The organism is Streptomyces sp. CNB091, assembly GCF_000377965.1.
Genome location: NZ_KB899000.1, coordinates 77,908 through 100,571, shown reverse-complemented (window position 1 = coordinate 100,571; position 22,664 = coordinate 77,908). Strand labels below are relative to the sequence as shown.

24 protein-coding genes and 1 pseudogene are annotated in these 22,664 nt (G+C 69.6%); 20 read left to right on the top strand and 5 right to left on the bottom strand.

Features of this window, described 5'->3' with window-relative positions; all coding sequences use genetic code 11:
* The first annotated feature begins 81 nt into the window (after positions 1-81).
* From rpmE to D581_RS0119990, 17 genes are all read left to right on the top strand, one after another.
* On the top strand, positions 82-306 hold the full coding sequence (gene rpmE, locus D581_RS0120070) for a 50S ribosomal protein L31 (protein WP_018958997.1): 225 nt from the start codon (positions 82-84) through the stop codon (positions 304-306).
* 155 nt (positions 307-461) lie between these two features.
* Positions 462-1,538, top strand: a complete 1,077-nt coding sequence (prfA, locus tag D581_RS0120065; RefSeq protein WP_018958996.1) for a peptide chain release factor 1 — start codon at positions 462-464, stop codon at positions 1,536-1,538.
* Between the two features lie 46 nt (positions 1,539-1,584).
* Positions 1,585-2,430: a peptide chain release factor N(5)-glutamine methyltransferase gene (prmC, locus tag D581_RS0120060; RefSeq protein ID WP_018958995.1), complete on the top strand. Its 846-nt coding sequence runs from the start codon at positions 1,585-1,587 to the stop codon at positions 2,428-2,430.
* Positions 2,431-2,482: 52 nt separating this feature from the next.
* Positions 2,483-3,130, top strand: a complete 648-nt coding sequence (locus D581_RS0120055) for an L-threonylcarbamoyladenylate synthase (protein WP_007447713.1) — start codon at positions 2,483-2,485, stop codon at positions 3,128-3,130.
* A complete protein-coding gene (locus D581_RS0120050; protein WP_018958994.1) occupies positions 3,127-3,768 on the top strand; it encodes an arsenate reductase/protein-tyrosine-phosphatase family protein in 642 nt (213 codons plus the stop codon). Before D581_RS0120055 ends, D581_RS0120050 begins: the two co-directional genes overlap by 4 nt.
* 150 nt (positions 3,769-3,918) lie before the next feature.
* On the top strand, positions 3,919-5,199 hold the full coding sequence (locus D581_RS0120045) for a serine hydroxymethyltransferase (protein ID WP_018958993.1): 1,281 nt from the start codon (positions 3,919-3,921) through the stop codon (positions 5,197-5,199).
* 131 nt (positions 5,200-5,330) lie between these two features.
* Positions 5,331-6,719, top strand: a complete 1,389-nt coding sequence (locus tag D581_RS0120040; protein ID WP_026290721.1) for an MraY family glycosyltransferase — start codon at positions 5,331-5,333, stop codon at positions 6,717-6,719.
* A 267-nt stretch (positions 6,720-6,986) separates the two neighbouring features.
* Complete coding sequence (locus D581_RS0120035; protein ID WP_018958991.1) at positions 6,987-7,427, top strand: Cg1360 family ATP-synthase-associated protein; 441 nt, start codon at positions 6,987-6,989, stop codon at positions 7,425-7,427.
* A 200-nt stretch (positions 7,428-7,627) separates the two neighbouring features.
* The gene (gene atpB, locus D581_RS0120030; RefSeq protein ID WP_018958990.1) at positions 7,628-8,461 is read left to right on the top strand and encodes a F0F1 ATP synthase subunit A; all 834 of its coding nucleotides are present in this window, start codon (positions 7,628-7,630) and stop codon (positions 8,459-8,461) included.
* An 87-nt stretch (positions 8,462-8,548) separates the two neighbouring features.
* Positions 8,549-8,779, top strand: coding sequence for an ATP synthase F0 subunit C (gene atpE, locus D581_RS0120025; protein ID WP_026290720.1), 231 nt, complete (start codon positions 8,549-8,551; stop codon positions 8,777-8,779).
* A gap of 41 nt (positions 8,780-8,820) precedes the next feature.
* On the top strand, positions 8,821-9,357 hold the full coding sequence (locus D581_RS0120020; RefSeq protein WP_018958988.1) for a F0F1 ATP synthase subunit B: 537 nt from the start codon (positions 8,821-8,823) through the stop codon (positions 9,355-9,357).
* Positions 9,354-10,169, top strand: coding sequence for a F0F1 ATP synthase subunit delta (locus D581_RS0120015; RefSeq protein WP_018958987.1), 816 nt, complete (start codon positions 9,354-9,356; stop codon positions 10,167-10,169). The genes D581_RS0120020 and D581_RS0120015 overlap by 4 nt, the downstream gene beginning before the upstream one ends.
* A gap of 135 nt (positions 10,170-10,304) precedes the next feature.
* Complete coding sequence (gene atpA / locus D581_RS0120010) at positions 10,305-11,876, top strand: F0F1 ATP synthase subunit alpha (protein WP_018958986.1); 1,572 nt, start codon at positions 10,305-10,307, stop codon at positions 11,874-11,876.
* 3 nt (positions 11,877-11,879) lie between these two features.
* The gene (locus D581_RS0120005; protein WP_018958985.1) at positions 11,880-12,797 is read left to right on the top strand and encodes a F0F1 ATP synthase subunit gamma; all 918 of its coding nucleotides are present in this window, start codon (positions 11,880-11,882) and stop codon (positions 12,795-12,797) included.
* Positions 12,797-14,239, top strand: coding sequence for a F0F1 ATP synthase subunit beta (atpD, locus tag D581_RS0120000; protein ID WP_018958984.1), 1,443 nt, complete (start codon positions 12,797-12,799; stop codon positions 14,237-14,239). Before D581_RS0120005 ends, atpD begins: the two co-directional genes overlap by 1 nt.
* A 109-nt stretch (positions 14,240-14,348) precedes the next feature.
* Complete coding sequence (locus tag D581_RS0119995) at positions 14,349-14,723, top strand: F0F1 ATP synthase subunit epsilon (RefSeq protein WP_003966248.1); 375 nt, start codon at positions 14,349-14,351, stop codon at positions 14,721-14,723.
* A 133-nt stretch (positions 14,724-14,856) separates the two neighbouring features.
* Positions 14,857-15,303, top strand: a complete 447-nt coding sequence (locus tag D581_RS0119990; protein ID WP_026290719.1) for a DUF2550 domain-containing protein — start codon at positions 14,857-14,859, stop codon at positions 15,301-15,303.
* Positions 15,304-15,506: 203 nt separating this feature from the next.
* On the opposite strand, the gene D581_RS0119985 is transcribed toward D581_RS0119990, so the two are convergent.
* The 3 genes from D581_RS0119985 to D581_RS0119975 form a co-directional block, all read right to left on the bottom strand.
* Positions 15,507-17,378, bottom strand: coding sequence for a glycosyl hydrolase family 18 protein (locus tag D581_RS0119985; protein WP_026290718.1), 1,872 nt, complete (start codon positions 17,376-17,378; stop codon positions 15,507-15,509).
* 153 nt (positions 17,379-17,531) lie between these two features.
* Positions 17,532-18,194, bottom strand: a complete 663-nt coding sequence (locus D581_RS0119980) for a response regulator transcription factor (protein WP_018958981.1) — start codon at positions 18,192-18,194, stop codon at positions 17,532-17,534.
* Positions 18,191-19,399 (bottom strand): sensor histidine kinase, encoded by a 1,209-nt coding sequence (locus D581_RS0119975; RefSeq protein ID WP_018958980.1) that lies wholly within the window; start codon positions 19,397-19,399, stop codon positions 18,191-18,193. Before D581_RS0119975 ends, D581_RS0119980 begins: the two co-directional genes overlap by 4 nt.
* A 150-nt stretch (positions 19,400-19,549) precedes the next feature.
* Here D581_RS0119975 and D581_RS0119970 point away from each other — a divergent pair, with 150 nt between their 5' ends.
* Positions 19,550-20,134, top strand: a complete 585-nt coding sequence (locus D581_RS0119970) for a hypothetical protein (RefSeq protein WP_018958979.1) — start codon at positions 19,550-19,552, stop codon at positions 20,132-20,134.
* A gap of 2 nt (positions 20,135-20,136) precedes the next feature.
* On the opposite strand, the gene D581_RS0119965 is transcribed toward D581_RS0119970, so the two are convergent.
* Together D581_RS0119965 and D581_RS1000000139865 are read right to left on the bottom strand one after the other, a co-directional pair.
* Entirely contained in the window at positions 20,137-20,709 is a 573-nt protein-coding gene (locus D581_RS0119965; protein WP_018958978.1) for a cob(I)yrinic acid a,c-diamide adenosyltransferase, read from the bottom strand.
* Positions 20,710-20,722: 13 nt separating this feature from the next.
* Positions 20,723-20,872, bottom strand: a pseudogene (locus tag D581_RS1000000139865) (ABC transporter permease); the annotation flags it as partial.
* 182 nt (positions 20,873-21,054) lie between these two features.
* Here D581_RS1000000139865 and D581_RS0119955 point away from each other — a divergent pair.
* Together D581_RS0119955 and D581_RS0119950 are read left to right on the top strand one after the other, a co-directional pair.
* A complete protein-coding gene (locus tag D581_RS0119955) occupies positions 21,055-21,903 on the top strand; it encodes a 3-hydroxyacyl-CoA dehydrogenase family protein (protein WP_018958976.1) in 849 nt (282 codons plus the stop codon).
* 291 nt (positions 21,904-22,194) lie between these two features.
* Positions 22,195-22,518, top strand: coding sequence for an STAS domain-containing protein (locus D581_RS0119950; protein ID WP_003966237.1), 324 nt, complete (start codon positions 22,195-22,197; stop codon positions 22,516-22,518).
* Positions 22,519-22,664: the final 146 nt, after the last annotated feature.

The window sequence follows — 22,664 nt, the reverse complement described above, 5'->3', positions numbered from 1 at the left end:
GCAGACTGGTACGTCGGCCCCGGTTCACGGCCGCGCAATCCGCGCGGACGACCCGGCGCCCTCCCGAAACTAGGAGACACCTTGAAGCGCGACATCCACCCCGAGTACGTCGAGACGCAGGTCAGCTGCACCTGCGGTGCGTCGTTCACCACCCGGAGCACCATCGACAGCGGCAACATCCGCGCCGACGTCTGCTCCGAGTGCCACCCGTTCTACACGGGCAAGCAGAAGATCCTCGACACCGGCGGCCGCGTGGCCCGCTTCGAGGCCCGCTTCGGCAAGGCTGCCGGCTCCGCCAGCAAGTAGCGAGCCACTGCGCCGGTTCTCGGCGCCCTCTTCCCGGGGGCGTCGGAACCGGCGTTTTTCCGGTCGGGTGCCCGGGGGAACCCCCGCCGGACGCCCCACCGGGCAGTACGCCCTCCAGCAGGCCCGCAGACGCACAACCAACCAGGAGCCCCCGAATGTTCGAGGCGGTCGAGGAACTGATCGGTGAACACACCGGTCTTGAGAAGAAGCTCGCCGACCCGTCGGTCCACGCCGACCAGGCCAACGCGCGCAAGCTGAACAAGCGCTACGCGGAGCTGACCCCGATCGTCTCCACGTACCGGGCCTGGAAGCAGACCGGTGAGGACATCGAGACCGCGCGCGAGTACGCCGCGGACGACCCCGACTTCGCCGCCGAGGTCAAGGACCTGGAGAAGCAGCGCGAAGAGCTCACCGAGAAGCTCCGCCTCCTCCTCGTCCCGCGCGACCCCAGCGACGACAAGGACGTGCTCCTGGAGATCAAGGCGGGCGCCGGCGGCGACGAGTCCGCCCTGTTCGCGGGCGACCTGCTGCGCATGTACCTGCGCTACGCCGAGCGCGTCGGCTGGAAGACCGAGATCATCGACTCCACCGAGTCCGAGCTCGGCGGCTACAAGGACGTCCAGGTCGCCGTGAAGACCAAGGGCGGCAACGGCGCCACCGAGCCCGGCCAGGGCGTCTGGGCCCGGATGAAGTACGAGGGCGGCGTGCACCGCGTGCAGCGCGTGCCCTCCACCGAGTCCCAGGGACGCATCCACACCTCCGCCGCGGGCGTGCTCGTCACCCCCGAGGCCGAGGAGGTCGAGGTCGAGATCCACGCCAACGACCTGCGCATCGACGTCTACCGCTCCTCGGGCCCCGGCGGCCAGTCCGTCAACACGACCGACTCCGCCGTCCGCATCACGCACCTGCCCACCGGCGTCGTCGCCTCCTGCCAGAACGAGAAGAGCCAGCTCCAGAACAAGGAGCAGGCCATGCGCATCCTGCGCTCCCGGCTGCTGGCCGCCGCCCAGGAAGCCGCCGAGCAGGAGGCCTCCGACGTACGCCGCAGCCAGGTCCGCACCGTCGACCGCTCCGAGAAGATCCGGACGTACAACTTCCCGGAAAACCGCATCTCGGACCACCGCGTCGGCTTCAAGGCGTACAACTTGGACCAGGTGCTCGACGGAGAGCTGGGCGCCGTCATCCAGGCATGCGTCGACGCCGACTCCGCCGCCAAGCTCGCCAACGCGTAAGCGTCCCGCCCGCCCCGCACACCCGTAACCCGTACGGAGATCCGCGATGAACCTGCTGCTCGCCGAGGTGGCCCAGGCCACCCAGCGGCTGGCCGACGCCGGTGTCCCCTCACCGCGATTCGACGCCGAGGAACTCGCGGCCTTCGTCCACGGGGTGAAGCGGGGCGCGCTGCACACGGTGCCCGACACCGACTTCGACGCCCGGTACTGGGAGACGATCGCCCGCCGCGAGGCCCGCGAACCCCTCCAGCACATCACCGGCCGCGCCTTCTTCCGCTATCTGGAGCTCCAGGTCGGACCCGGTGTCTTCGTGCCCCGGCCGGAGACCGAGTCCGTCGTCGGCTGGGCCATAGATGCGGTGCGCGCGATGGACGTCGTCGAGCCCGTGGTCGTCGACCTCTGCACCGGATCGGGCGCCATCGCGCTCGCCATGGCGCAGGAGGTCCCCCGCTCCAAGGTGCACGCCGTGGAGCTCTCCGAGGACGCCCTCAGGTGGACGCGGAAGAACGCCGAGGGGTCCAGGGTCACCGTGCACAAGGGAGACGCCCTGAGCGCCCTTCCCGAGCTCGACGGCCAGGTCGACCTGGTCATCTCCAACCCGCCGTACATCCCGCTGACCGAGTGGGAGTACGTCGCCCCCGAGGCCCGCGACCACGACCCGGAGATGGCCCTGTTCTCGGGCGAGGACGGCCTCGACACCATCCGCGGCATCGAGCGCACCGCCCACCGTCTGCTGCGCCCCGGCGGCCTCGTCGTCATCGAGCACGCCGACACGCAGGGCGGCCAGGTGCCGTGGATCTTCACCGAGGAGCGGGGCTGGGCGGATGCCGCCGACCACCCCGACCTGAACAGGCGCCCCCGGTTCGCCACCGCCCGCAAGGCCATGCCGTGACCGGCCCCCGGCACCACCACCCGTACCCGTACCCGCTCCAGGAGGCCGGCTGATGGCTCGGCGATACGACTGCAACGACGCCACCGACCGGACCACGGGCCTGCGCGAGGCCGCGTCGGCCGTCCGCCGGGGCGAACTGGTCGTGCTGCCCACCGACACCGTGTACGGGATCGGTGCGGACGCCTTCACCTCGGAGGCCGTCGCGGACCTGCTGGACGCCAAGGGCCGGGGCCGCAACATGCCCACCCCCGTCCTCATCGGCTCGCCGAACACGCTGCACGGCCTGGTCACCGACTTCTCCGAGGAGGCCTGGGAACTCGTCGACGCCTTCTGGCCCGGCGCCCTCACCCTCGTCGCCAAGCACCAGCCCTCCCTCCAGTGGGACCTCGGCGACACCCGCGGCACCGTCGCCATCCGGATGCCCCTGCACCCGGTCGCCATCGAGCTGCTCACCGAGGTCGGCCCGATGGCAGTCTCCAGCGCCAACCTCACCGGACACCCCTCGCCCGAGGACTGCGACGCCGCCCAGGGGATGCTCGGGGACTCCGTCTCCGTCTACCTCGACGGCGGCCCGACGCCCGGCATCGTGCCGTCCTCGATCGTCGACGTCACCGGCGCCACCCCGGTCCTGCTGCGCGCCGGCGCCCTCTCCGCGGAGGAGCTGCGCAAGGTGGTCCCCGACCTCGAGGTGGCCAATTGACCGCCCCCGAGGGGCGTGGCATAGCGGGGCGGACCGACACCTTCCGCATCCTCCACGTCAGCACCGGCAACGTCTGCCGCTCACCGATCACCGAGCGGCTGACCCGCCATGCCCTGGTGGACCGGCTCGGCGACCCGCTCAGCGGCGGCCTCGTCGTGGAGAGCGCGGGCACCTGGGGCCACGAGGGCGCGCCCATGGAGGCCAACGCCGAGGTCGTCCTCGCCGACTTCGGCGCGGACGCCACCGGCTTCGTCGGCCGCGAACTGCTCGACGAGCACGTGATCCGCGCCGACCTGGTCCTCACCGCCACCCGCGACCACCGTGCCCAGGTCATCTCGATGGGCCACTCCGCGGGCCTGCGCACCTTCACGCTCAAGGAGTTCACCCGGCTGGTGCGGGCCATAGACCCGGCCACCCTGCCCGACCCGCGCGACGAGGGCGTCGTCGAGCGCGCCCGCGCCCTGGTGCGCGCCGCCGCCGCGCTGCGCGGCTGGCTGCTGGCCCCGACCGCCGAGGCGGACGAGGTCTACGACCCCTACGGCGCCCCCATCACCTTCTTCCGCTCCATCGGCGACGAGATCAACCAGGCGCTCGACCCCGTCGTCACCGCCCTCACCGGCGTACCCGCCCCGCACTGACCGGGAGCTGCCCGCGCCGCGGCGGGGCGGGTGCGCCGACCGGCGTACGGCACGCCGCGACAGCGGGCACGGCGCCCGGCCCCGGCCTACATTGGAGCTGACACCGGCATCCCTCGCCGGCGCACCCACCTCCAGGCCCGGAGCCGTCCCATGCCGGTCACCTCTCCCGCCGCACCCGCAGCCGTGTCGCCCGCGCCCGACGCCCTGCCCCAGGACTTCGGCGCGCTGCTCCGCCAGGACCCGGAGCTCGCCGGGGTCCTGCTCGCCGAGAGCGGCCGGCAGGCCACCACCCTCCAGCTGATCGCCGCCGAGAACTTCGCCTCGCCCGCGGTCCTCGCCGCCCTCGGCTCCCCGCTCGCCAACAAATACGCCGAGGGGTACCCGGGCGCCCGCCACCACGGCGGCTGCGAGCACGCGGACGCCGCCGAACGCGTCGCGGTCCGCCGGGCCACCGCCCTCTTCGGCGCCGAACACGCCAACGTGCAGCCGCACTCCGGCTCCTCGGCCGTCCTCGCCGCCTACGCCGCGCTGCTGCGCCCGGGCGACACGGTGCTCGCGATGGGGCTCCCGTACGGGGGACACCTCACCCACGGGGCGCCGGGCAACTTCTCCGGCCGCTGGTTCGACTTCGTCGGCTACGGGGTCGACCCGGAGACCGGGCTGATCGACCACACCCGGCTCCGCGCCCTGGCCCGCGCCCGCCGCCCCAAGGCGATCGTCTGCGGCTCGACCACCTATCCCCGCCACCCCGACTACGAGCTGTTCCGGGAGATCGCCGACGAGGTGGGCGCGTACCTGATCGTGGACGCCGCCCACCCGATGGGGCTGATCGCCGGGGGAGCGGCGCCGAGCCCGGTCCCGTACGCCGACGTGGTCTGCGCCACCACGCACAAGGTGCTGCGCGGCCCGCGCGGCGGCATGATCCTGTGCGGCGCGGAGCTGGCCGAGCGGATCGACCGGGCCGTGTTCCCGTTCACCCAGGGTGGCGCGCAGATGCACACGGTGGCGGCGAAGGCCGTCGCGTTCGGGGAGGCGGCGACCCCCGCGTACACCCGCTACGCCCACCAGGTCGTCGCCCACGCCCGGGTGCTCGCCGCCGGCCTGGAGGCGGAGGGCTTCGAGGTCACCACGGGCGGCACGGACACCCACCTCGTCGTCGCGGACCCGGCCCCGCTCGGCGTCGACGGCCGCACAGCCCGGGAGCGGCTGGCGGCGGCCGGTGTGGTCCTGGACACCTGCGCACTGCCGTACGGGGACGCCCGGGGCATCCGCCTGGGCACGGCCGCCGTCACCACCCAGGGGATGGACGACGGGGACATGGCCCGGATCGCGGCCCTGTTCGGAGCGGCCGTACGGGAGCCGGGCGACGTGAGCCCGATCGCGGCGGAGGTCGGGGAACTCGTCGCGCGCCATCCGCCGTATCCGGGGTAGGGAGTCCGAGGCGACCGGAGCGGATCACTCCGCCGTATCCGGGGCACCCGAAGCCTGTGCAACCATCATCCGTAGCCTGAAGTCCTTGTTCCAGAGACTAGGGTGTGGTTTTTGGATGACCGGCGAGTTCTGTGGGGCAGCCCGTGCGTGATTACCTGCTGACGCTCTGTGTTACGGCAGCGGTGACCTATCTGCTGACCGGACCGGTGCGTAAGTTCGCCATCGCGGTCGGGGCGATGCCCGCGATCCGCGCGCGCGACGTCCACCGTGAGCCGACACCCCGGCTCGGTGGGATCGCCATGTTCGGCGGACTGTGCGCGGGCCTGATCGTCGCGGACCACCTCTTCAATCTGCAGGGTGTCTTCGAACTCTCCAACGAGCCCAGGGCGTTGCTCTCCGGAGCCGCCCTGATCTGGCTGATCGGCGTCCTCGACGACAAGTTCGAGATCGACGCCCTGATCAAGCTCGGCGGCCAGATGATCGCCGCCGCCGTCATGGTCATCCAGGGGCTCACGATCCTGTGGCTGCCGATCCCCGGCGTCGGCACGGTGGCCCTCACCCAGTGGCAGGGCACGCTGCTCACGGTGGCGCTGGTCGTCATCACGATCAACGCGGTCAACTTCGTCGACGGCCTGGACGGGCTCGCGGCGGGCATGGTGTGCATCGCGTCGACGGCGTTCTTCCTGTACGCGTACCGCCTCTGGATGGGGTACGGCATCGAGGCGGCGGCCCCCGCGACCCTGTTCGCGGCGATCCTGATGGGGATGTGCCTCGGCTTCATGCCGCACAACATGCATCCGGCGCGGATCTTCATGGGCGACTCGGGCTCGATGCTGATCGGGCTGGTGCTGGCGGCCGGCGCGATCTCGATCACCGGCCAGGTCGACCCGGACCTCATGAAGATCTTCGAGGGCAGCGAGCGCGAGGCCACCCACGCCCTGCTCCCGGTCTTCATCCCGCTGGTGCTGCCGCTGACGATCATCGCGATCCCGGCCGCCGACCTGGTCCTCGCCATCGTCCGCCGCACCTGGAACGGCCAGTCGCCGTTCGCCGCCGACCGGGGCCATCTGCACCACCGGCTGCTGGAGATCGGTCACTCGCACAGCCGGGCCGTGCTGATCATGTACTTCTGGTCGGCCCTCATCGCCTTCGGCGCCGTCGGCTACTCGGTGCACTCGGCGTCCTCGTGGATCGTGTTCGTCATCATCGCGGCGAGCGCGGTGGGCCTCGTCCTGCTGCTGATGCCGCGCTTCACCCCGCGCGCCCCGCACTGGGCCAACCGCTTCGTGCCGCCGCGCTACCGCCACCGCGGAGCGGAGGAGGATCCGGCCGTCCCGTACGAGGAGAAGCCGGCGCCCGTGGCCTCCGGGGCCCAACAGGGCTCGGCAGACGCGTCGATGGGCGAGGAGGCCGCCGAACGGGCTCCCGTGGCGGTCGGAGTGTCCGGCGTCAACGGCGCTACCGCGATCGGCCCGCGTTCTCGGTTCCCGGATCGACGCTCGATCGACTCTTCGCGCTGACGATTCGGAACCCGCGGTGCATTACCAGACATTACGCCGTCTTGTCGTGCGCACACGCGCGGATTAACTCTCATGTGTGACAGTCGGCACACGTTTGAGGTAAAGACCTCCTCAAATAGTTTGTGATACCGTTCACGAGACCCGGTGACGGAGCCGAAGGACCCATGCAGGACGGTCCCTTGGCCCGAAAATCCGCCTCGCGGACCGGGCCTACGCTCGTCCATGACGACGCCCCATTCCTCCCCTCAGACCAGTGGAGCTGCCGCCATGCAGTCCGACATGCGCGAACTACTGCGCATCGCCACCCCCACCGCCGCGGTGGGAGCCATCGCCACGCTTGTCGGCGGGCTCGTCGTCGGCGGCGAGGGGGCAATCGGCGCCGTGGTCGGCTGCGTGGTGGTCATCCTCTTCATGGGGCTCGGGCAGCTGACGCTGCAGTGGGTCGCCAAGGCCATGCCCCACCTCTTCCAGGGCATGGGGCTGCTGGTCTACTCGGTGCAGTTGGTGGTCCTGCTCGGCCTCATCATGGGCATCCGGAACACCACTCTGTTCGACCTCCAGACCTTCGCCCTCACGCTGGTCGTCTCGGTGATCACATGGATCGTCACGCAGACCGTGCTGCACTCCAGGAGCAAGATCCTGTACGTCGATCCGGAGGCGGAGAGCCGGAACGCCCCGGGCGGAACCGAGGGAAAGCATGACCAGTAGGGCCGGGATAAAGCCCTGTTCGACATGCTGCTATCGTCCGGTCTCGGTTGCGGTACTGCGGGCGCGGACAAAACGACTGTCGCCTGATACATCGCGAGGCTTCGGGCCCGGCCGCCGCCTCCCCACCGTAAGAACCAGTCCGGTGCCGACCTGCGGCTGCCAGCCGCTCCGATACAACGAGGTAGCCGTATCCATGCGCCATGCAGAAGGAGCTCCTGGTGACTGCTGACGCCCAGACGCTCGCCTTCGAGGTTGACTGCCACCTGTTCCAGGGCTCGTGCGGATTCCCAGCCCCGAGCGCGTGGTCGTTCATTTTCGACCCGATCTTCACTATCGGTCCGGTCGAGTTCAACAAGCCGATGCTGCTGGCGATCATCGGAACGATTGCGATCCTGACCCTGTTCTGGATGGGCTTCTCCAAGCCCAAGGTCGTTCCGGGCAAGCTGCAGATGGTCGCCGAAATTCTTTACGACTTCGTGCACCGGGGCATCGCCAAGGAGATCATTGGCAAGAAGGGCGAGCCGTTCGTCCCGCTGCTGGTGTCCCTGTTCTTCTTCATCTGGGTGATGAACCTCTGGGCGATCATCCCGCTCGCGCAGTTCCCGGTGACCTCGCTCATCGCCTACCCGGTCGGACTGGCGCTGCTGGTCTGGGTCGTCTACATGTCGGTGACGTTCCGGAACAACGGCTTCGTGGGCGGTATCCGCAACCTGTGCGTCCCGAGCGGCCTGCCCAAGCCGATCTACGTGATCCTGACGCCGATCGAGTTCGTCTCGAACATCTTCGTGCGACCCTTCACGCTGGCGGTCCGACTCTTCGCGAACATGTTCGCGGGTCACATCCTCATCCTGGTCTTCACGATCGCGACGTGGTACATGCTCGGCACCGTGCTCGGCACGGTGTACGCCACCGCGTCGTTCGCCGTGACGTTGGCCCTGACCGTCTTCGAGATGTTCATCCAGGCGCTCCAGGCCTACGTCTTCACCGTGCTGACCGCCACGTACTTGTCCCAGGCACTCGAAGAAGCGCACTGAGGACACCCGGGCCACCACCCGGACACCCCCTAGACGTCCGGTGGATGCAATCTCCACCGGCCACTCAAGAGAAGGAATCACAGATCAATGTCTGAGACTCTCGCAGCCGTTGTGGGCAACGTCGGAACCATCGGTTACGGCCTCGCGGCGATCGGCCCCGGCGTCGGTATCGGCATCATCTTCGGTAACGGTGTGCAGGCCATCGCCCGCCAGCCCGAGGCGGCCGGCCTCATCCGCCAGAACATGCTGCTCGGCTTCGCGGTCATCGAGGCCCTGGCGCTGATCGGCTTCGTCGCGCCCTTCATCTTCCCGAAGTAGTCCCGGCGACCTGACGATACGTTTTCGACGAAAGGTCCACCATGTTGCATCTGGCAGCCGAGGAGCCGCAGTCACCGCTGCTGCCGGTCTGGCCCGAGATCGTCATCGGTCTGATCTGCTTCAGCGTTGTCTTCTTCGCGTTCTACAAGAAGCTCCTCCCGGCCATCAACAAGGCCCTGGACGAGCGTCGCGAGGCGATCGAAGGTGGCATCGAGAAGGCCGAAGCGGCTCAGACCGAGGCGCAGAGCGTTCTTGAGCAGTACAAGGCTCAGCTCGCCGAAGCCCGTCACGAGGCCGCCCGTCTGCGCCAGGAGGCGCAGGAGCAGGGTGCCGTCATCATCCAGGAGATGAAGGCGGAAGGTCAGCGGCAGCGCGAAGAGATCATCGCCGCCGGCCACACCCAGATCGAGGCCGACCGCAAGGCCGCTGCCTCGGCGCTGCGTCAGGACGTGGGCAAGCTCGCCACCGACCTGGCCGGCAAGCTCGTCGGCGAGTCCCTCCAGGACCACGCCCGGCAGAGCGGCACCGTCGACCGTTTCCTCGACGAGCTCGAGGCGAAGGCCGAGGCCGCCCGATGAACAGCGCGAGCCGCGAAGCACTGGCTTCCGCACGCGAGCGTCTCGACGCGCTGACCGACAACACGTCGGTCGACGCGGCGAAGCTCGCCGAGGAGCTGGCATCGGTCACCGCGCTCCTCCACCGCGAAGTATCCCTGCGCCGGGTCCTCACCGACCCGGCCCAGAGCGGCGAGAGCAAGGCCGAGCTGGCCGCGCGTCTGCTCGGCGGACAGGTGGGCGGCGAGACCGTCGACCTGGTCTCCGGACTGGTCCGGTCCCGCTGGTCGCAGTCGCGTGACCTGGTGGACTCGGTCGAGGAGCTGGCGAACACCGCAGACCTCACCGCGGCCCAGCGCGGCGGCAGCCTCGACGACGTCGAGGACGAGCTGTTCCGGTTCGGCCGGATCGTCGGCTCCGACAAGGAGCTGCGCTCCGCGCTCACCAGCCGTACGGCCACGGCGTCCGCCAAGGGCGAGCTGCTGCGCAGCCTGCTCGGCGGCAAGGCGCAGCCGGTCACCGAGCGGATCATCGTCCGCCTGGTCACCCAGCCCCGTGGACGTAGCCTGGAAGCAGGGCTGGACTCACTGTCCAGGCTCGCCGCGGAGCGCCGGGACCGCGTGGTCGCCGTCGTCACCTCGGCGGTGCCGCTCAGCGACCGGCAGAAGCAGCGCCTCGGCGACGCCCTGGCGAAGCTCTACGGCCGGCAGATGCACCTGAACCTGGACGTGGACCCCGCGGTCCTCGGCGGGATCTCGGTGCGCGTCGGTGACGAGATCATCAACGGCACCGTCGCGGAGCGCCTCGAAGAGGCGACCCGCCGCATGGCCGGCTGACACAGCGCAGCGCAGAAGAACAAGCAAGACCAGCGGCCCGGTTGGGCCGTGCAGAAATTGCAGAAGATTCCTGGGGGTCGGCCCCCAGACCCCCTTAAGAAACTTCGGGCCCAACAAGGAGAGCAGGGAACCCAGATGGCGGAGCTCACGATCCGGCCGGAGGAGATCCGGGACGCACTGGATAACTTTGTCCAGTCGTACCAGCCGGACGCGGCCTCGCGCGAGGAGGTCGGTACGGTCAGCGTTGCCGGCGACGGCATCGCGAAGGTGGAGGGTCTTCCCTCCGCCATGGCGAACGAGCTGCTGAAGTTCGAGGACGGCACCCTCGGTCTCGCCCTCAACCTCGAGGAGCGCGAGATCGGTGCGATCGTCCTCGGCGAGTTCAGCGGCATCGAGGAGGGCCAGCCGGTGCAGCGCACCGGTGAGGTGCTCTCCGTAGGCGTCGGCGAGGGCTACCTCGGCCGCGTCGTCGACCCGCTCGGCAACCCGATCGACGGTCTCGGCGAGATCGAGACCGACAGCCGCCGCGCCCTCGAGCTGCAGGCCCCTGGCGTCATGGTCCGCAAGTCGGTGCACGAGCCGATGCAGACCGGCTACAAGGCCGTCGACGCCATGGTGCCGATCGGCCGCGGCCAGCGTCAGCTGATCATCGGCGACCGTCAGACGGGTAAGACCGCTCTGGCCGTCGACACGATCATCAACCAGCGCGACAACTGGCGCTCGGGCGACGTGAACAAGCAGGTGCGCTGCATCTACGTCGCCATCGGTCAGAAGGGTTCCACCATCGCCTCCGTGCGTGGTGCGCTCGAAGAGGCCGGTGCGCTGGAGTACACGACCATCGTCGCCGCCCCGGCGTCCGACCCGGCCGGCTTCAAGTACCTGGCGCCGTACACCGGTTCGGCCATCGGCCAGCACTGGATGTACGACGGCAAGCACGTCCTGATCATCTTCGACGACCTCTCGAAGCAGGCCGACGCCTACCGCGCCGTGTCCCTGCTGCTGCGCCGCCCGCCGGGCCGCGAGGCCTACCCGGGTGACGTCTTCTACCTGCACTCGCGTCTGCTGGAGCGCTGCGCCAAGCTCTCCGACGCGATGGGCGCCGGTTCGATGACGGGCCTCCCGATCGTCGAGACCAAGGCGAACGACGTGTCGGCGTTCATTCCGACCAACGTCATCTCCATCACCGACGGCCAGTGCTTCCTGGAGTCCGACCTGTTCAACGCGGGTCAGCGTCCGGCGCTCAACGTCGGTATCTCGGTCTCCCGAGTCGGTGGCTCCGCCCAGCACAAGGCCATGAAGCAGGTCTCCGGCCGGCTCCGCGTGGACCTCGCCCAGTACCGCGAGCTGGAGGCGTTCGCCGCCTTCGGTTCCGACCTGGACGCGGCCTCGAAGGCCTCGCTGGAGCGCGGTAAGCGCATGGTCGAGCTGCTGAAGCAGCCGCAGTACGCCCCGTTCCCGATGGAGGAGCAGGTCGTCTCGGTCTGGGCCGGCACCACGGGCAAGATGGACGACGTCCCGGTCGAGGACATCCGTCGCTTCGAGGGCGAGCTGCTGGAGTACCTGCGCCGTGAGCGCAAGGACCTCCTGACCAGCATCGCCGAGGGCGGCAAGATGTCCGACGACACGCTGCAGTCGATCGCCGACGCGATCGCCGCCTTCAAGCAGCAGTTCGAGACCTCGGACGGCAAGCTCCTGGGCGAGGGCTGATCGATGGGCGCTCAGCTTCGCGTTTACAAGCGCCGCATCCAAGCCGTCACCGCGACCAAGAAGATCACCAAGGCGATGGAGATGATCGCCGCCTCGCGCATCGTCAAGGCGCAGCGCAAGGTGGCGGCGTCCCAGCCGTACGCGACCGAGCTCACCCGTGCGGTGACCGCGGTGGCGACCGGCTCCAACGCCAAGCACCCGCTCACCACCGAGGTCGAAGCCCCGACCCGGGCCGCGGTCCTGCTCGTCACGAGCGACCGCGGTCTGGCCGGCGGCTACTCCTCCAACGCCATCAAGGCCGCGGAGCGACTGCGGGAGCGCCTTGCCTCCGAGGGCAAGGAGGTCGACGCGTACATCGTCGGCCGCAAGGGTGTCGCGTACTACGGCTTCCGCGAGCGCAAGGTCGAGGAATCCTGGACCGGCTTCACCGACAACCCGGCGTACTCCGATGCCAAGAGCATCGCCGCCCCGTTGATCGAGGCCATCCAGAAGGACACGGCCGAGGGCGGCGTCGACGAGCTGCACATCGTCTTCACGGAATTCGTGTCGATGATGACGCAGAACGCGGTCGACGCCCGGATGCTGCCGCTTTCGCTCGACGAGGTGGCGGAGGAGAGCACCCGCAAGGGGGAGATCCTTCCGCTGTTCGACTTCGAGCCGTCGGCCGAGGACGTCCTCGACGCCCTTCTGCCGCGCTACGTCGAGAGCCGCATCTACAACGCACTGCTGCAGGCAGCCGCTTCCGAGCACGCTGCCCGCCGCCGCGCGATGAAGTCGGCGACCGACAACGCCGGGGACCTCATCAAGAGCCTGTCCCGGCTTGCCAACGCGGCCCGACAGGCCGAAATCACCCAGGAAATCAGCGAGATCGTCGGCGGTGCCAGTGCTCTGGCCGACGCGACCGCGGGGAGTGACAAGTAATGACGACGACAGTTGAGACGGCCGCTGCCACGGGCCGCGTCGCCCGGGTCATCGGCCCGGTCGTCGACGTGGAGTTCCCCGTCGACGCGATGCCGGAGATCTACAACGCCCTCCACGTCGAGGTCGCGGACCCGGCCGAGGACGGCGCCCGCAAGACGCTGACCCTGGAAGTCGCCCAGCACCTGGGTGACGGCGTGGTCCGTGCGATCTCGATGCAGCCCACCGACGGCCTGGTCCGCCAGGCCCCGGTGACCAACACGGGCGAGGGCATCACCGTCCCCGTCGGTGACATCACCAAGGGCAAGGTGTTCAACACCCTCGGTCAGATCCTGAACGAGCCGGAGGCCGAGGCGCAGATCACCGAGCGCTGGCCGATCCACCGCAAGGCCCCGGCCTTCGACCAGCTCGAGTCGAAGACCGAGATGTTCGAGACCGGCCTGAAGGTCGTCGACCTGCTGACCCCGTACGTCAAGGGCGGCAAGATCGGTCTCTTCGGTGGTGCGGGCGTCGGCAAGACGGTCCTCATCCAGGAAATGATCATGCGTGTGGCGAAGCTGCACGACGGTGTGTCGGTGTTCGCCGGTGTCGGTGAGCGCACCCGTGAGGGCAACGACCTCATCGACGAGATGACCGAGTCGGGCGTTCTGGAGAAGACCGCGCTCGTCTTCGGCCAGATGGACGAGCCGCCGGGGACGCGTCTGCGCGTGGCCCTGTCCGCTCTGACCATGGCGGAGTACTTCCGCGATGTGCAGAAGCAGGACGTGCTGCTCTTCATCGACAACATCTTCCGCTTCACGCAGGCCGGCTCCGAGGTCTCCACGCTGCTCGGCCGCATGCCGTCCGCGGTGGGTTACCAGCCGACCCTGGCCGACGAGATGGGTGTGCTCCAGGAGCGCATCACCTCGACGCGTGGTCACTCGATCACCTCGATGCAGGCGATCTACGTCCCCGCGGACGACCTGACCGACCCGGCCCCGGCCACCACGTTCGCCCACCTCGACGCGACGACGGTTCTCTCCCGTCCGATCTCCGAGAAGGGCATCTACCCGGCCGTGGACCCGCTGGACTCCACGTCCCGCATCCTGGACCCGCGTTACATCTCGCAGGACCACTACGCCGCGGCCAGCCGCGTCAAGGGGATCCTCCAGAAGTACAAGGACCTCCAGGACATCATCGCGATCCTCGGTATCGACGAGCTGGGCGAGGAGGACAAGCTCGTTGTCCACCGTGCCCGTCGCGTCGAGCGCTTCCTGTCGCAGAACACCCACGCCGCCAAGCAGTTCACCGGCCTGGACGGTTCGGACGTTCCGCTCGACGAGTCGATCTCCGCGTTCAACGCGATCTGCGACGGGGACTACGACCACTTCCCCGAGCAGGCGTTCTTCATGTGCGGTGGCCTGGACGACCTCAAGGCCAAGGCCAAGGAGCTCGGCGTCTCCTGAGCCTCCGGCTCACCGAGGGGGGTGGGTGTGTCCCGCCCCCCTCACCACGCCCCGTAGAATTGAACCGACACCCGGCCGGGCGGCCGGGTGGTGACCCGAGGAGCCACCCTTGGCTGCTGAGCTGCATGTCGAGCTGGTCGCCGCCGACCGAAGCGTCTGGTCCGGCGAGGCCACCCTGGTCGTCGCGCGCACCACGTCCGGCGACATCGGCGTCATGCCCGGTCACCAGCCGCTTCTCGGTGTGCTGGAATCGGGCCCGGTGACGATCCGCACGAGTGAGGGCGGCACCGTCATCGCCGCTGTGCACGGTGGATTCATCTCGTTCGCGGACGACAAGCTGTCGCTGCTGGCCGAGATCGCCGAGCTGGCCGACGAGATCGATGTCGAGCGCGCCGAGCGGGCGCTGGAACTCGCGAAGTCGGACGCGGACGCCGCTGCCCAGCGGCGCGCCGACGTACGACTGCGCGCGGTGGCGGTGCGCTAGCACCCCCACTGACAGATGTCTTTACTCAGCCGCGGCCCGAGCTGGAGCGATCCAGCCGTGTCGCGGCTGAGGCGATGCAGGTGCAATACGGTTTCGGTGTTCGTTACTCGACGATGCGAGGAGGTCGGTGGAGATGGTCCTCGCGTTGTGGGTGGGAGCGTCCGTCATCGTCACGGTTCTGTTGGGACTGTTCGTCTTCGGCCTGCGCCGGAGGCTGATCCAGCGGTCCGGAGGGACCTTCGACTGCAGCCTGCGCTGGGACGTGTCGGAGGAACCCGATGCGCTCGGCAAGGGCTGGGTCTACGGGGTCGCCCGCTACAGCGGTGACCGCGTCGACTGGTTCCGGGTCTTCTCCTACGCTCCTCGCCCCCGCCGGGGCCTGGAGCGTTCTGCGATCGAGGTGATCGCCCGCCGGCTTCCGGAGGGCGAGGAGGAGCTCGCGCTCCTGTCCGACTCCGTCGTGCTCGGCTGTCTCCACCACGGGACACGCCTGGAGCTGGCGATGAGCGAGGACGCCCTGACCGGCTTCCTCGCCTGGCTGGAGGCGGCGCCGCCCGGCCAGCGGGTGAATGTGGCCTGATAGACGGTCCCGCTGGAACCTGACAGGCAGCCCCGCAGGAAGGGGATCCCCCGGACGAAGTCTGGGGGAGGGCAATGTGGCCCGAGAACGTCGGGTAACCGCGCGTACACAGCGAAAAACCGGGGAGACGGGGGGCGGACCCGTCTCCCCGGTGCTTTTCCGGGGTGGTGCTTGCCGTTACGGCGTGGGGAGCACCGTCATCGTTACTTCAGGCCGCTGGTGACCGCGGTCACCAGTTCGCCGTTGCTGGTGTCACCGGAGAGCTCCCAGATGAACGCTCCGCCCATGCCCTGGTTCTTCGTCCAGTTCATCTTCGAGCCGATGGTGGCCGGGGTGTCGTAGCTCCACCAGTTGGTGCCGCAGTGGGCGTACGCGGTGCCGCCGACGGTGCCGGTGGACGGGCAGGTGTTCTTGAGGACCTTGTAGTCCTCGAAGCCCGCCTCGTACGTGCCCGGGGCCGCGCCGGTCGCCGTGCCGCCGGGGGCGGACTGGGTGACGCCGGTCCAGCCGCGGCCGTAGAAGCCGATGCCGAGGAGCAGCTTCTTGGCGGGGACGCCCTTGGCCTTCAGCTTGGCGATGGCCTCGGAGGAGGTGAAGCCCTGCTGCGGGATGCCGGTGTAGGGGGTCAGCGGCGAGTGCGGGGCCGTCGGGCCCTTGGCCGCCCAGGCGCCGAAGAAGTCGTACGTCATCACGTTGTACCAGTCGAAGGACTGGGAGGCGCCGGCGTAGTCGGCCGCGTCGATCTTGCCGCCGTTGGAGCCGTCCGCGGTGATGGCGGCGGTGACCAGGTACTTCGGGCCGAACTTCGCCCGCATGGCGTCGGCCATGGTCTTGATCGAGGCCGGGCCGCTGGTGTCACAGGTCAGACCACAGGCGTTGGGGTACTCCCAGTCGAGGTCGATGCCGTCGAAGACATCGGCCCAGCGGGGGTCCTCGACCAGGTCGTGGCAGGACTGGGCGAAGGCGGCGGGGTTCTGCACGGCCTGGCCGAAGCCGCCGGACCAGGTCCAGCCGCCGAACGACCAGAGGATCTTGATGTGCGGGAACTTGGCCTTCAGCTTGCGCAGCTGGTTGAAGTTGCCGCGCACCGGCTGGTCCCAGGTGTCGGCGACGCCGTCGACGGACTGGTCGGCGGTGTACGCCTTCTCGTAGTCGGCGTACGCGTCACCGATGGTGCACTTGCCGTTCTGCACGTTGCCGAAGGCGTAGTTGATGTGCGTGATCTTCGCGGCCGTGCCGGACGTCACCAGGTTCTTGACGTGGTAGTTGCGCCCGTAGACGCCCCAGTTGGTGAAGTAGCCCATGGTGATCTTGTCGCCGCCGGGCTGCTCGCCACCGCCGCCGGTGGTCCGCACGGAGACGGCGCCGGAGGCCGGGCCGGTCTGGTCCGCGGTGTCCCGGGCCTGCACGGTGTAGGAGTAGTCGGTGCCCGCGGTCAGGCCGGTGTTGGTGTACGTCGTACCGGTGACCGTGGCGACCTTCGCGCCGTCGCGCAGCACGTCGTAGTTCTTGACGCCCTTGTCGTCGGTCGCCGCGCTCCAGCTGAGCTTGACCGAGGTGTCGGTGACGTCGCTGGTGGTCGGGGTGCCGGGCGCCGAGGGGGCGTTGTCGCCGGGGACGCTGCCGCCGTCACAGGAGGCGCCGTTCAGCTTGCAGCCCGTGGGGGAGCCGGAGCCGGTGCCGTTGAAGCCGAAGCTGATGCTGGCGCCGGGCGCCACGGACCCGTTCCAGGAGAGGTTCTTGGCGGTGTAGTGGTTACCGCTCTTGGTGAGGTTGGCGTCCCAGGCGGAGCCCGCCGTGGTGCCCGAGGGGAAGTCCCACTCGATGGTCCAGGAGGAGAGCGCGGTGGTGCCGGTGTTCTTCACCGTCCACTGGCCCTCGAAGCCGCTGCCCCAGTCCGACTTCTTGGTGTACGTGGCGGTGGCCGACGTGGCCGCCGATGCGGGGGCGGCGAGCCCCACCATCGCGGCCAGCGGCACGACCAGCGCGGTCAGGCCCGCGATGATCTTGGACCGGCCGCTGCGGACCGGGACCCATCGAAATCTGGATCGGCGTTGGGGGGAATCTGTGCTCAACGGAGCTCCTCGGGTGAGGTCCAACAAACGGGGATGATTCGTGGACTGCAAACCCTGCGCCGCCCTGAGTACGGTTGCTCTCGTACTCACCGCAGTGTGTGACGGTGACAGTAGGAAGGTCTGGACCAATCGTCAAGAGGTCTGGACCAAAGATCAGGAAGTGGCCCGGACGCCCAACTCCTGTGCTAGAACTGCCGCCTGAACGCGGCTGCGCAGCTCCAGTTTGCCCAGCACCCTGCTGACGTGGGTCTTCACCGTGGCCTCGGCCATCGAGAGACGCAGCGCGATCTCCGCGTTCGACAGGCCCTCGCCCAGGCACCCCAGCACCTCGCGCTCGCGCCGGGTGAGCGTGTCCAGCACCGCCGGATCGGACGCCTGCCGGCCGCGTACGGGGGACGCCCCGGCGAACTCCGCGATCAGCCGCCGGGTCACGGCCGGGGCGATCAGCCCCTCGCCGCGCGCCACCGTCCGTACCGCCTCCAGCAGATCGCGGGCGTCGGTGTTCTTCAGCAGAAAGCCGGAGGCCCCCGCGCGCAGCGCCCCGAAGACGTACTCGTCCAGATCGAACGTGGTCAGCACCAGGACGTCCGCGAGCTCCTCCCCGACCACCTGCCGCGTCGCCGCCACGCCGTCGAGGCGCGGCATCTGCACGTCCATCAGCACCAGGTCCGGGCGGAGTTCACGCGCCAGGCGCACCGCTGCCTCGCCGTCCCCCGCCTCTCCGACGACCTCGATGTCCGGCGCGCTGGAGAGGATCAGCACCAGCCCCGCGCGCACCGCCGACTGGTCCTCCGCGACCAGTACCCGGATCGTCATTCCCGCATCGCCCCTTCTGTCACGGGCAGTTGAGCCCGCACCCGCCAGATCCTGGTTCCGTCGTCGCTGTCGCCGCCCACCTCGGCCCCGGCCTCGAACGTCCCGCCGAGCAGCGTCACCCGCTCCCGCATGCCCACCAGGCCCGCCCCCGAACCGGGCGCCGTCGGTCCGGGGCGGCTGCCGGACACACTGGTCACCTCGATCGTCAGCACCCCGTCGCCGTGGGCGAGCCGCACCACGACCGGCCCCGGCGCCGCGTGCTTGAGGGCGTTGGTCAGGGACTCCTGCACGATCCTGTACGCGGCCAGCTCGACCGGCGTCGGCAGCGCCCCGGCCGCCGCCTCCCGAGTGTCCTCCAGGGTGCAGACCAGTCCGCCGGACGCCCCGTTGACGTTCGTCTGCTCGACGAGCACGTCCAGGGAGGCGAGCGTCGGGGCCGCCGCCGGGGCGTCGTCCTCGCCGCCCTCCCGCAGCAGCCCGATCAGCCGGCGCATCTCCGCGAGCCCCTCGACGCTGTTCTCGCGGATCACCTTCAGGGCGCTCCGCGAGGTCTCCGGGTCGTCGATGGACAGGGCCGCGGTGGAGTGGATCGCCACGGCGGAGAGGTGGTTGGCCACCATGTCGTGCAGCTCCCGGGCCATCCGGGCCCGCTCGGCGATCACCGCCTGCGTCCGGTCCATCTCGGCCAGCCGCGCGGTCTGTGCGGCGGCCAGCCGGGCCGCGTCGGCGGCGGCGCGGTGGGTGCGCACGCTGACGCCGGTGATGGCGGGGACGAAGGAGACCAGTCCGATGACCAGGCCGATCAGCAGTGCCTCGGGCTTACGGAACCAGGCCAGGAAGCCGATCGTGGACGCGACGGTGATCAGGAGCGTGGCCACCGGGAGCCGGCGGGCGGCGGCCGGGGTGCCGTACAGCACGGCCGCGTACATGACGTCCGTGAACATCAGGACGGTGGCGAGGTTGCCCGGGGTGAACTGGTTCGCCACCAGCGCGAGCGTGCCGATCGTCAGCGCCGTGCGGGGGGCGGTGCGGCGCAGCAGCTCGGCCGCGGCCATGGCGGTCAGCGGTACGAGGGTGACCCAGGGTGCGAAGGGGGAGTGGCCGCCCTGGGTGTCGAGGCCCAGCAGCCACAGGAGCAGCCCGCCGAGCAGCCCGGAGACGCCGAGGGTCACGTCGTCGCGGTCGGGGCGGATCCGGGTGAGCACCTCTCCATCCAACACGCACCGCCGCCCCCGGGCCTCCCTTCATCGGCTGATCCGCTACTACATCGAAGGATGCAGTCCGGTTTCGTCACTGCCGACGACGTGTCCGCGCCCGTCGGCCGGGAGGCTGGAAGGGAACGGGAGGAGAGAGTCGTGATCGCCCTACTGATCGTGGCCTGCGAGGTCGCATTCTGGGTTCTGCTGGCCGCCGGGCTCGCCCTGCGGTACGTCGCGAGGAAACCGAAGCTCGGCGCGGCCGTGCTGCTGTGCGAGCCGCTGCTGGAGGTCGTGCTGCTGGTGGTGACGGCCATCGACCTGAAGAACGGGGCCGAGCCCGACTGGAAGCACGGGCTGGCCGCCGTCTACATCGGCTTCACGGTGGGTCTGGGCCACTCCACCATCAAGTGGGTGGACGCCCGCGTCGCCCACCGCTGGTTCGGCGGCCCGCCGCCGGTGAAGCCGCCGAAGTACGGCATGGCGCGCGCCGCCCACGAGTGGCGCGCCGCCGCCCGCTGGATCCTCGCCGCGGTGGTCGCGCTGGGCCTGCTCCAGGCAGCCGTCTGGTACGTCGGCTCCGGCGGGGAGATCAGCTCGCTGCGGGGCTGGCAGCAGAAGATGGGCCTGGTGATCGGCATCAACCTGATCATCGCCGGGGGCTACACGCTGTTCCCGAAGCAAGCCCCGAAGCAGGCCCCGAAGGACGCGGTGACGGAGCGGGAGCCGGCGGACGGGCTGTAGGCCTACCGCTCGCCGCCCGGCACCCACAGCACGTCCCCGACCTCCTTGTTCGCGCTCCGCGCCAGGATGAACAGGAGGTCGGAGAGGCGGTTGAGGTAGGTGGCGGTCAGGGTGTTCATCGACTCCCCGTGCACCTCCAGCGCCGCCCAGGTGGACCGCTCGGCGCGCCGGACCACGGTGCACGCCTGGTGCAGCAGGGCCGCGCCGGGCGTACCGCCGGGGAGGATGAAGCTGCGCAGCTTCTCCAGCTCCTCCAGGAAGGTGTCGCAGTCCGCCTCCAGCTTGTCGATGTAGGACTGCTCGACCCGCAGGGGCGGATGCTTCGGGTCCTCGATCACCGGGGTGCAGAGGTCCGCGCCCACGTCGAAGAGGTCGTTCTGGACGCGTACGAGGACCTTCACCAGCTCCTCGGGCAGCTGCCCCAGCGCGATGGCCGCGCCGATGGCCGCGTTGGCCTCGTTGGCGTCCGCGTACGCCGAGATCCGCAGATCGGTCTTGGCGGTGCGGCTCATGTCGCCGAGGGCCGTGGTGCCCTGGTCGCCGGTCCGGGTGTAGATGCGCGTCAGATTGACCATGGGCCCAGCGTAGTTACGCTCCGGCCCGCCGGACGACCCGTGTGCCCACTGTCACGGCCGCGGCGGCGAAGCCCACGGCGACGAGGACCCCGTAGAGCATGGGCGCGGTGGCGTACGAGCCGGTGCAGGCGTCCCGTACCGCTTCCACCGGACAGTGGAACGGGTCCTCAACTACGCGCGACGCGGAGCCGAATGACGCGTCCCGGTGTGATGTCCGTCATCTGAGACGTGACGCGCATCTCTTCACCGCCCCAGCGCGCCCGACGGGTACTAACCTCCGCCGGAGAGCATGTGAACCGCCGTGAACAATCGGGCACGGGCGAACAGAGACCAAGGGGTGCGAACGTGGCCAGGAAGCTCGCCGTCATCGGGGCCGGACTCATGGGATCCGGGATCGCGCAGGTCTCCGCCCAGGCGGGCTGGGACGTCGTGCTGCGGGACGTCACCGACGCCGCGCTGACCCGGGGCCGTGACGGCATCAAGGCCTCGTACGACAGGTTCGTCTCCAAGGGCAAGCTGGACGCGGCCGACGCCGAGGCCGCGCTCGCCCGCATCACCACGACCACGGACCTCGACGCCGTCGCCGACGCGGACGTCGTCGTGGAAGCCGTCTTCGAGAAGCTGGAAGTCAAGCACGAGATCTTCCGGGCCCTGGACGAGGTCGTCGGCGAGCACACCGTCCTCGCGTCCAACACCTCCGCCATCCCGATCACCAAGATCGCGGCCGTGACGGAGCGTCCGGAACGCGTCGTCGGCGTGCACTTCTTCTCGCCGGTCCCGATGATGCAGCTCTGCGAGCTGGTGCGCGGCTACAAGACCAGCGACGAAACCCTCGCCACCGCCCGGGAGTTCGCCGAGTCGGTCGGCAAGACCTGCATCGTCGTCAACCGTGACGTGGCGGGCTTCGTCACCACCCGGCTGATCTCGGCGCTCGTCGTCGAGGCCGCCAAGCTGTACGAGTCGGGCGTCGCCTCGGCCGAGGACATCGACATCGCCTGCAAGCTGGGCTTCGGCCACGCCATGGGCCCGCTCGCCACCGCGGACCTGACCGGCGTCGACATCCTCCTGCACGCCACCGGCAACATCTACACCGAGTCGCAGGACGAGAAGTTCGCCGCTCCGGAGCTGATGCGCCGGATGGTCGACGCAGGTGACATCGGGCGCAAGAGCGGGCAGGGCTTCTACACGTACTGACCGGACCCGCTCCCCGGCCCGGTCCGGCCCGCCACCGTCCGGGCCGGGGGAGCCGGGGATTCTACCCGGCGGGGACCGGTCCCCGATAAACCGGAGTCACTCCACCGAGTGAATTCGATATCAGTTCGCTTACAGACGGCAACTTCCCCGTCGTCGCGACAGTCAGTGGTGGCAGAGACTGGGCGCCACGCGTGGCGGAGGCAGGGCCTACGACAGAGCCGTCGGCGGAACAGACGGCCGGCGGCAGAGCAGACAGACGGACCTTCTACGGAGCATGACCGGGGAGCACATATGCACATCAGGGGCGACCACGCCGAGCTGGTCGTCGGGGGCCGCCTCGACGTCCGAAGCGCGGCGGACGCCCGTACGGTCCTGCACTCGGCCGTGGACGACGGAGTCGGCGACCTCGTGCTGGACCTGACCGAGCTGGACTCCTGGGACGCCACGGGACTCGGCGTCATCATGGGAGCCCACCGACGGGCGGGACGGGCCGGACGCCGCCTCGTGCTGCGTGGCGTGCCGCCACAGATGCAGCGCCTCCTGGTGGCCACCCGGCTGCACCGCATCCTGGCCATCGAGGGCGGCATCGCCGCCGAGTCGCTGCCGCGCGTCTGAGGGCGTGCGCGCGTCCGTCCGGATCCCGGCGGGGCGAGCGGCCGCGCGCACGCCCTCGGGGAGCCGGACGGAACGTACCCGGGGGAAGAAGTCACGCAATCCTCACCGGAACGTGACGTCCTGGACGGCGTGGTACCCCGGCGGTT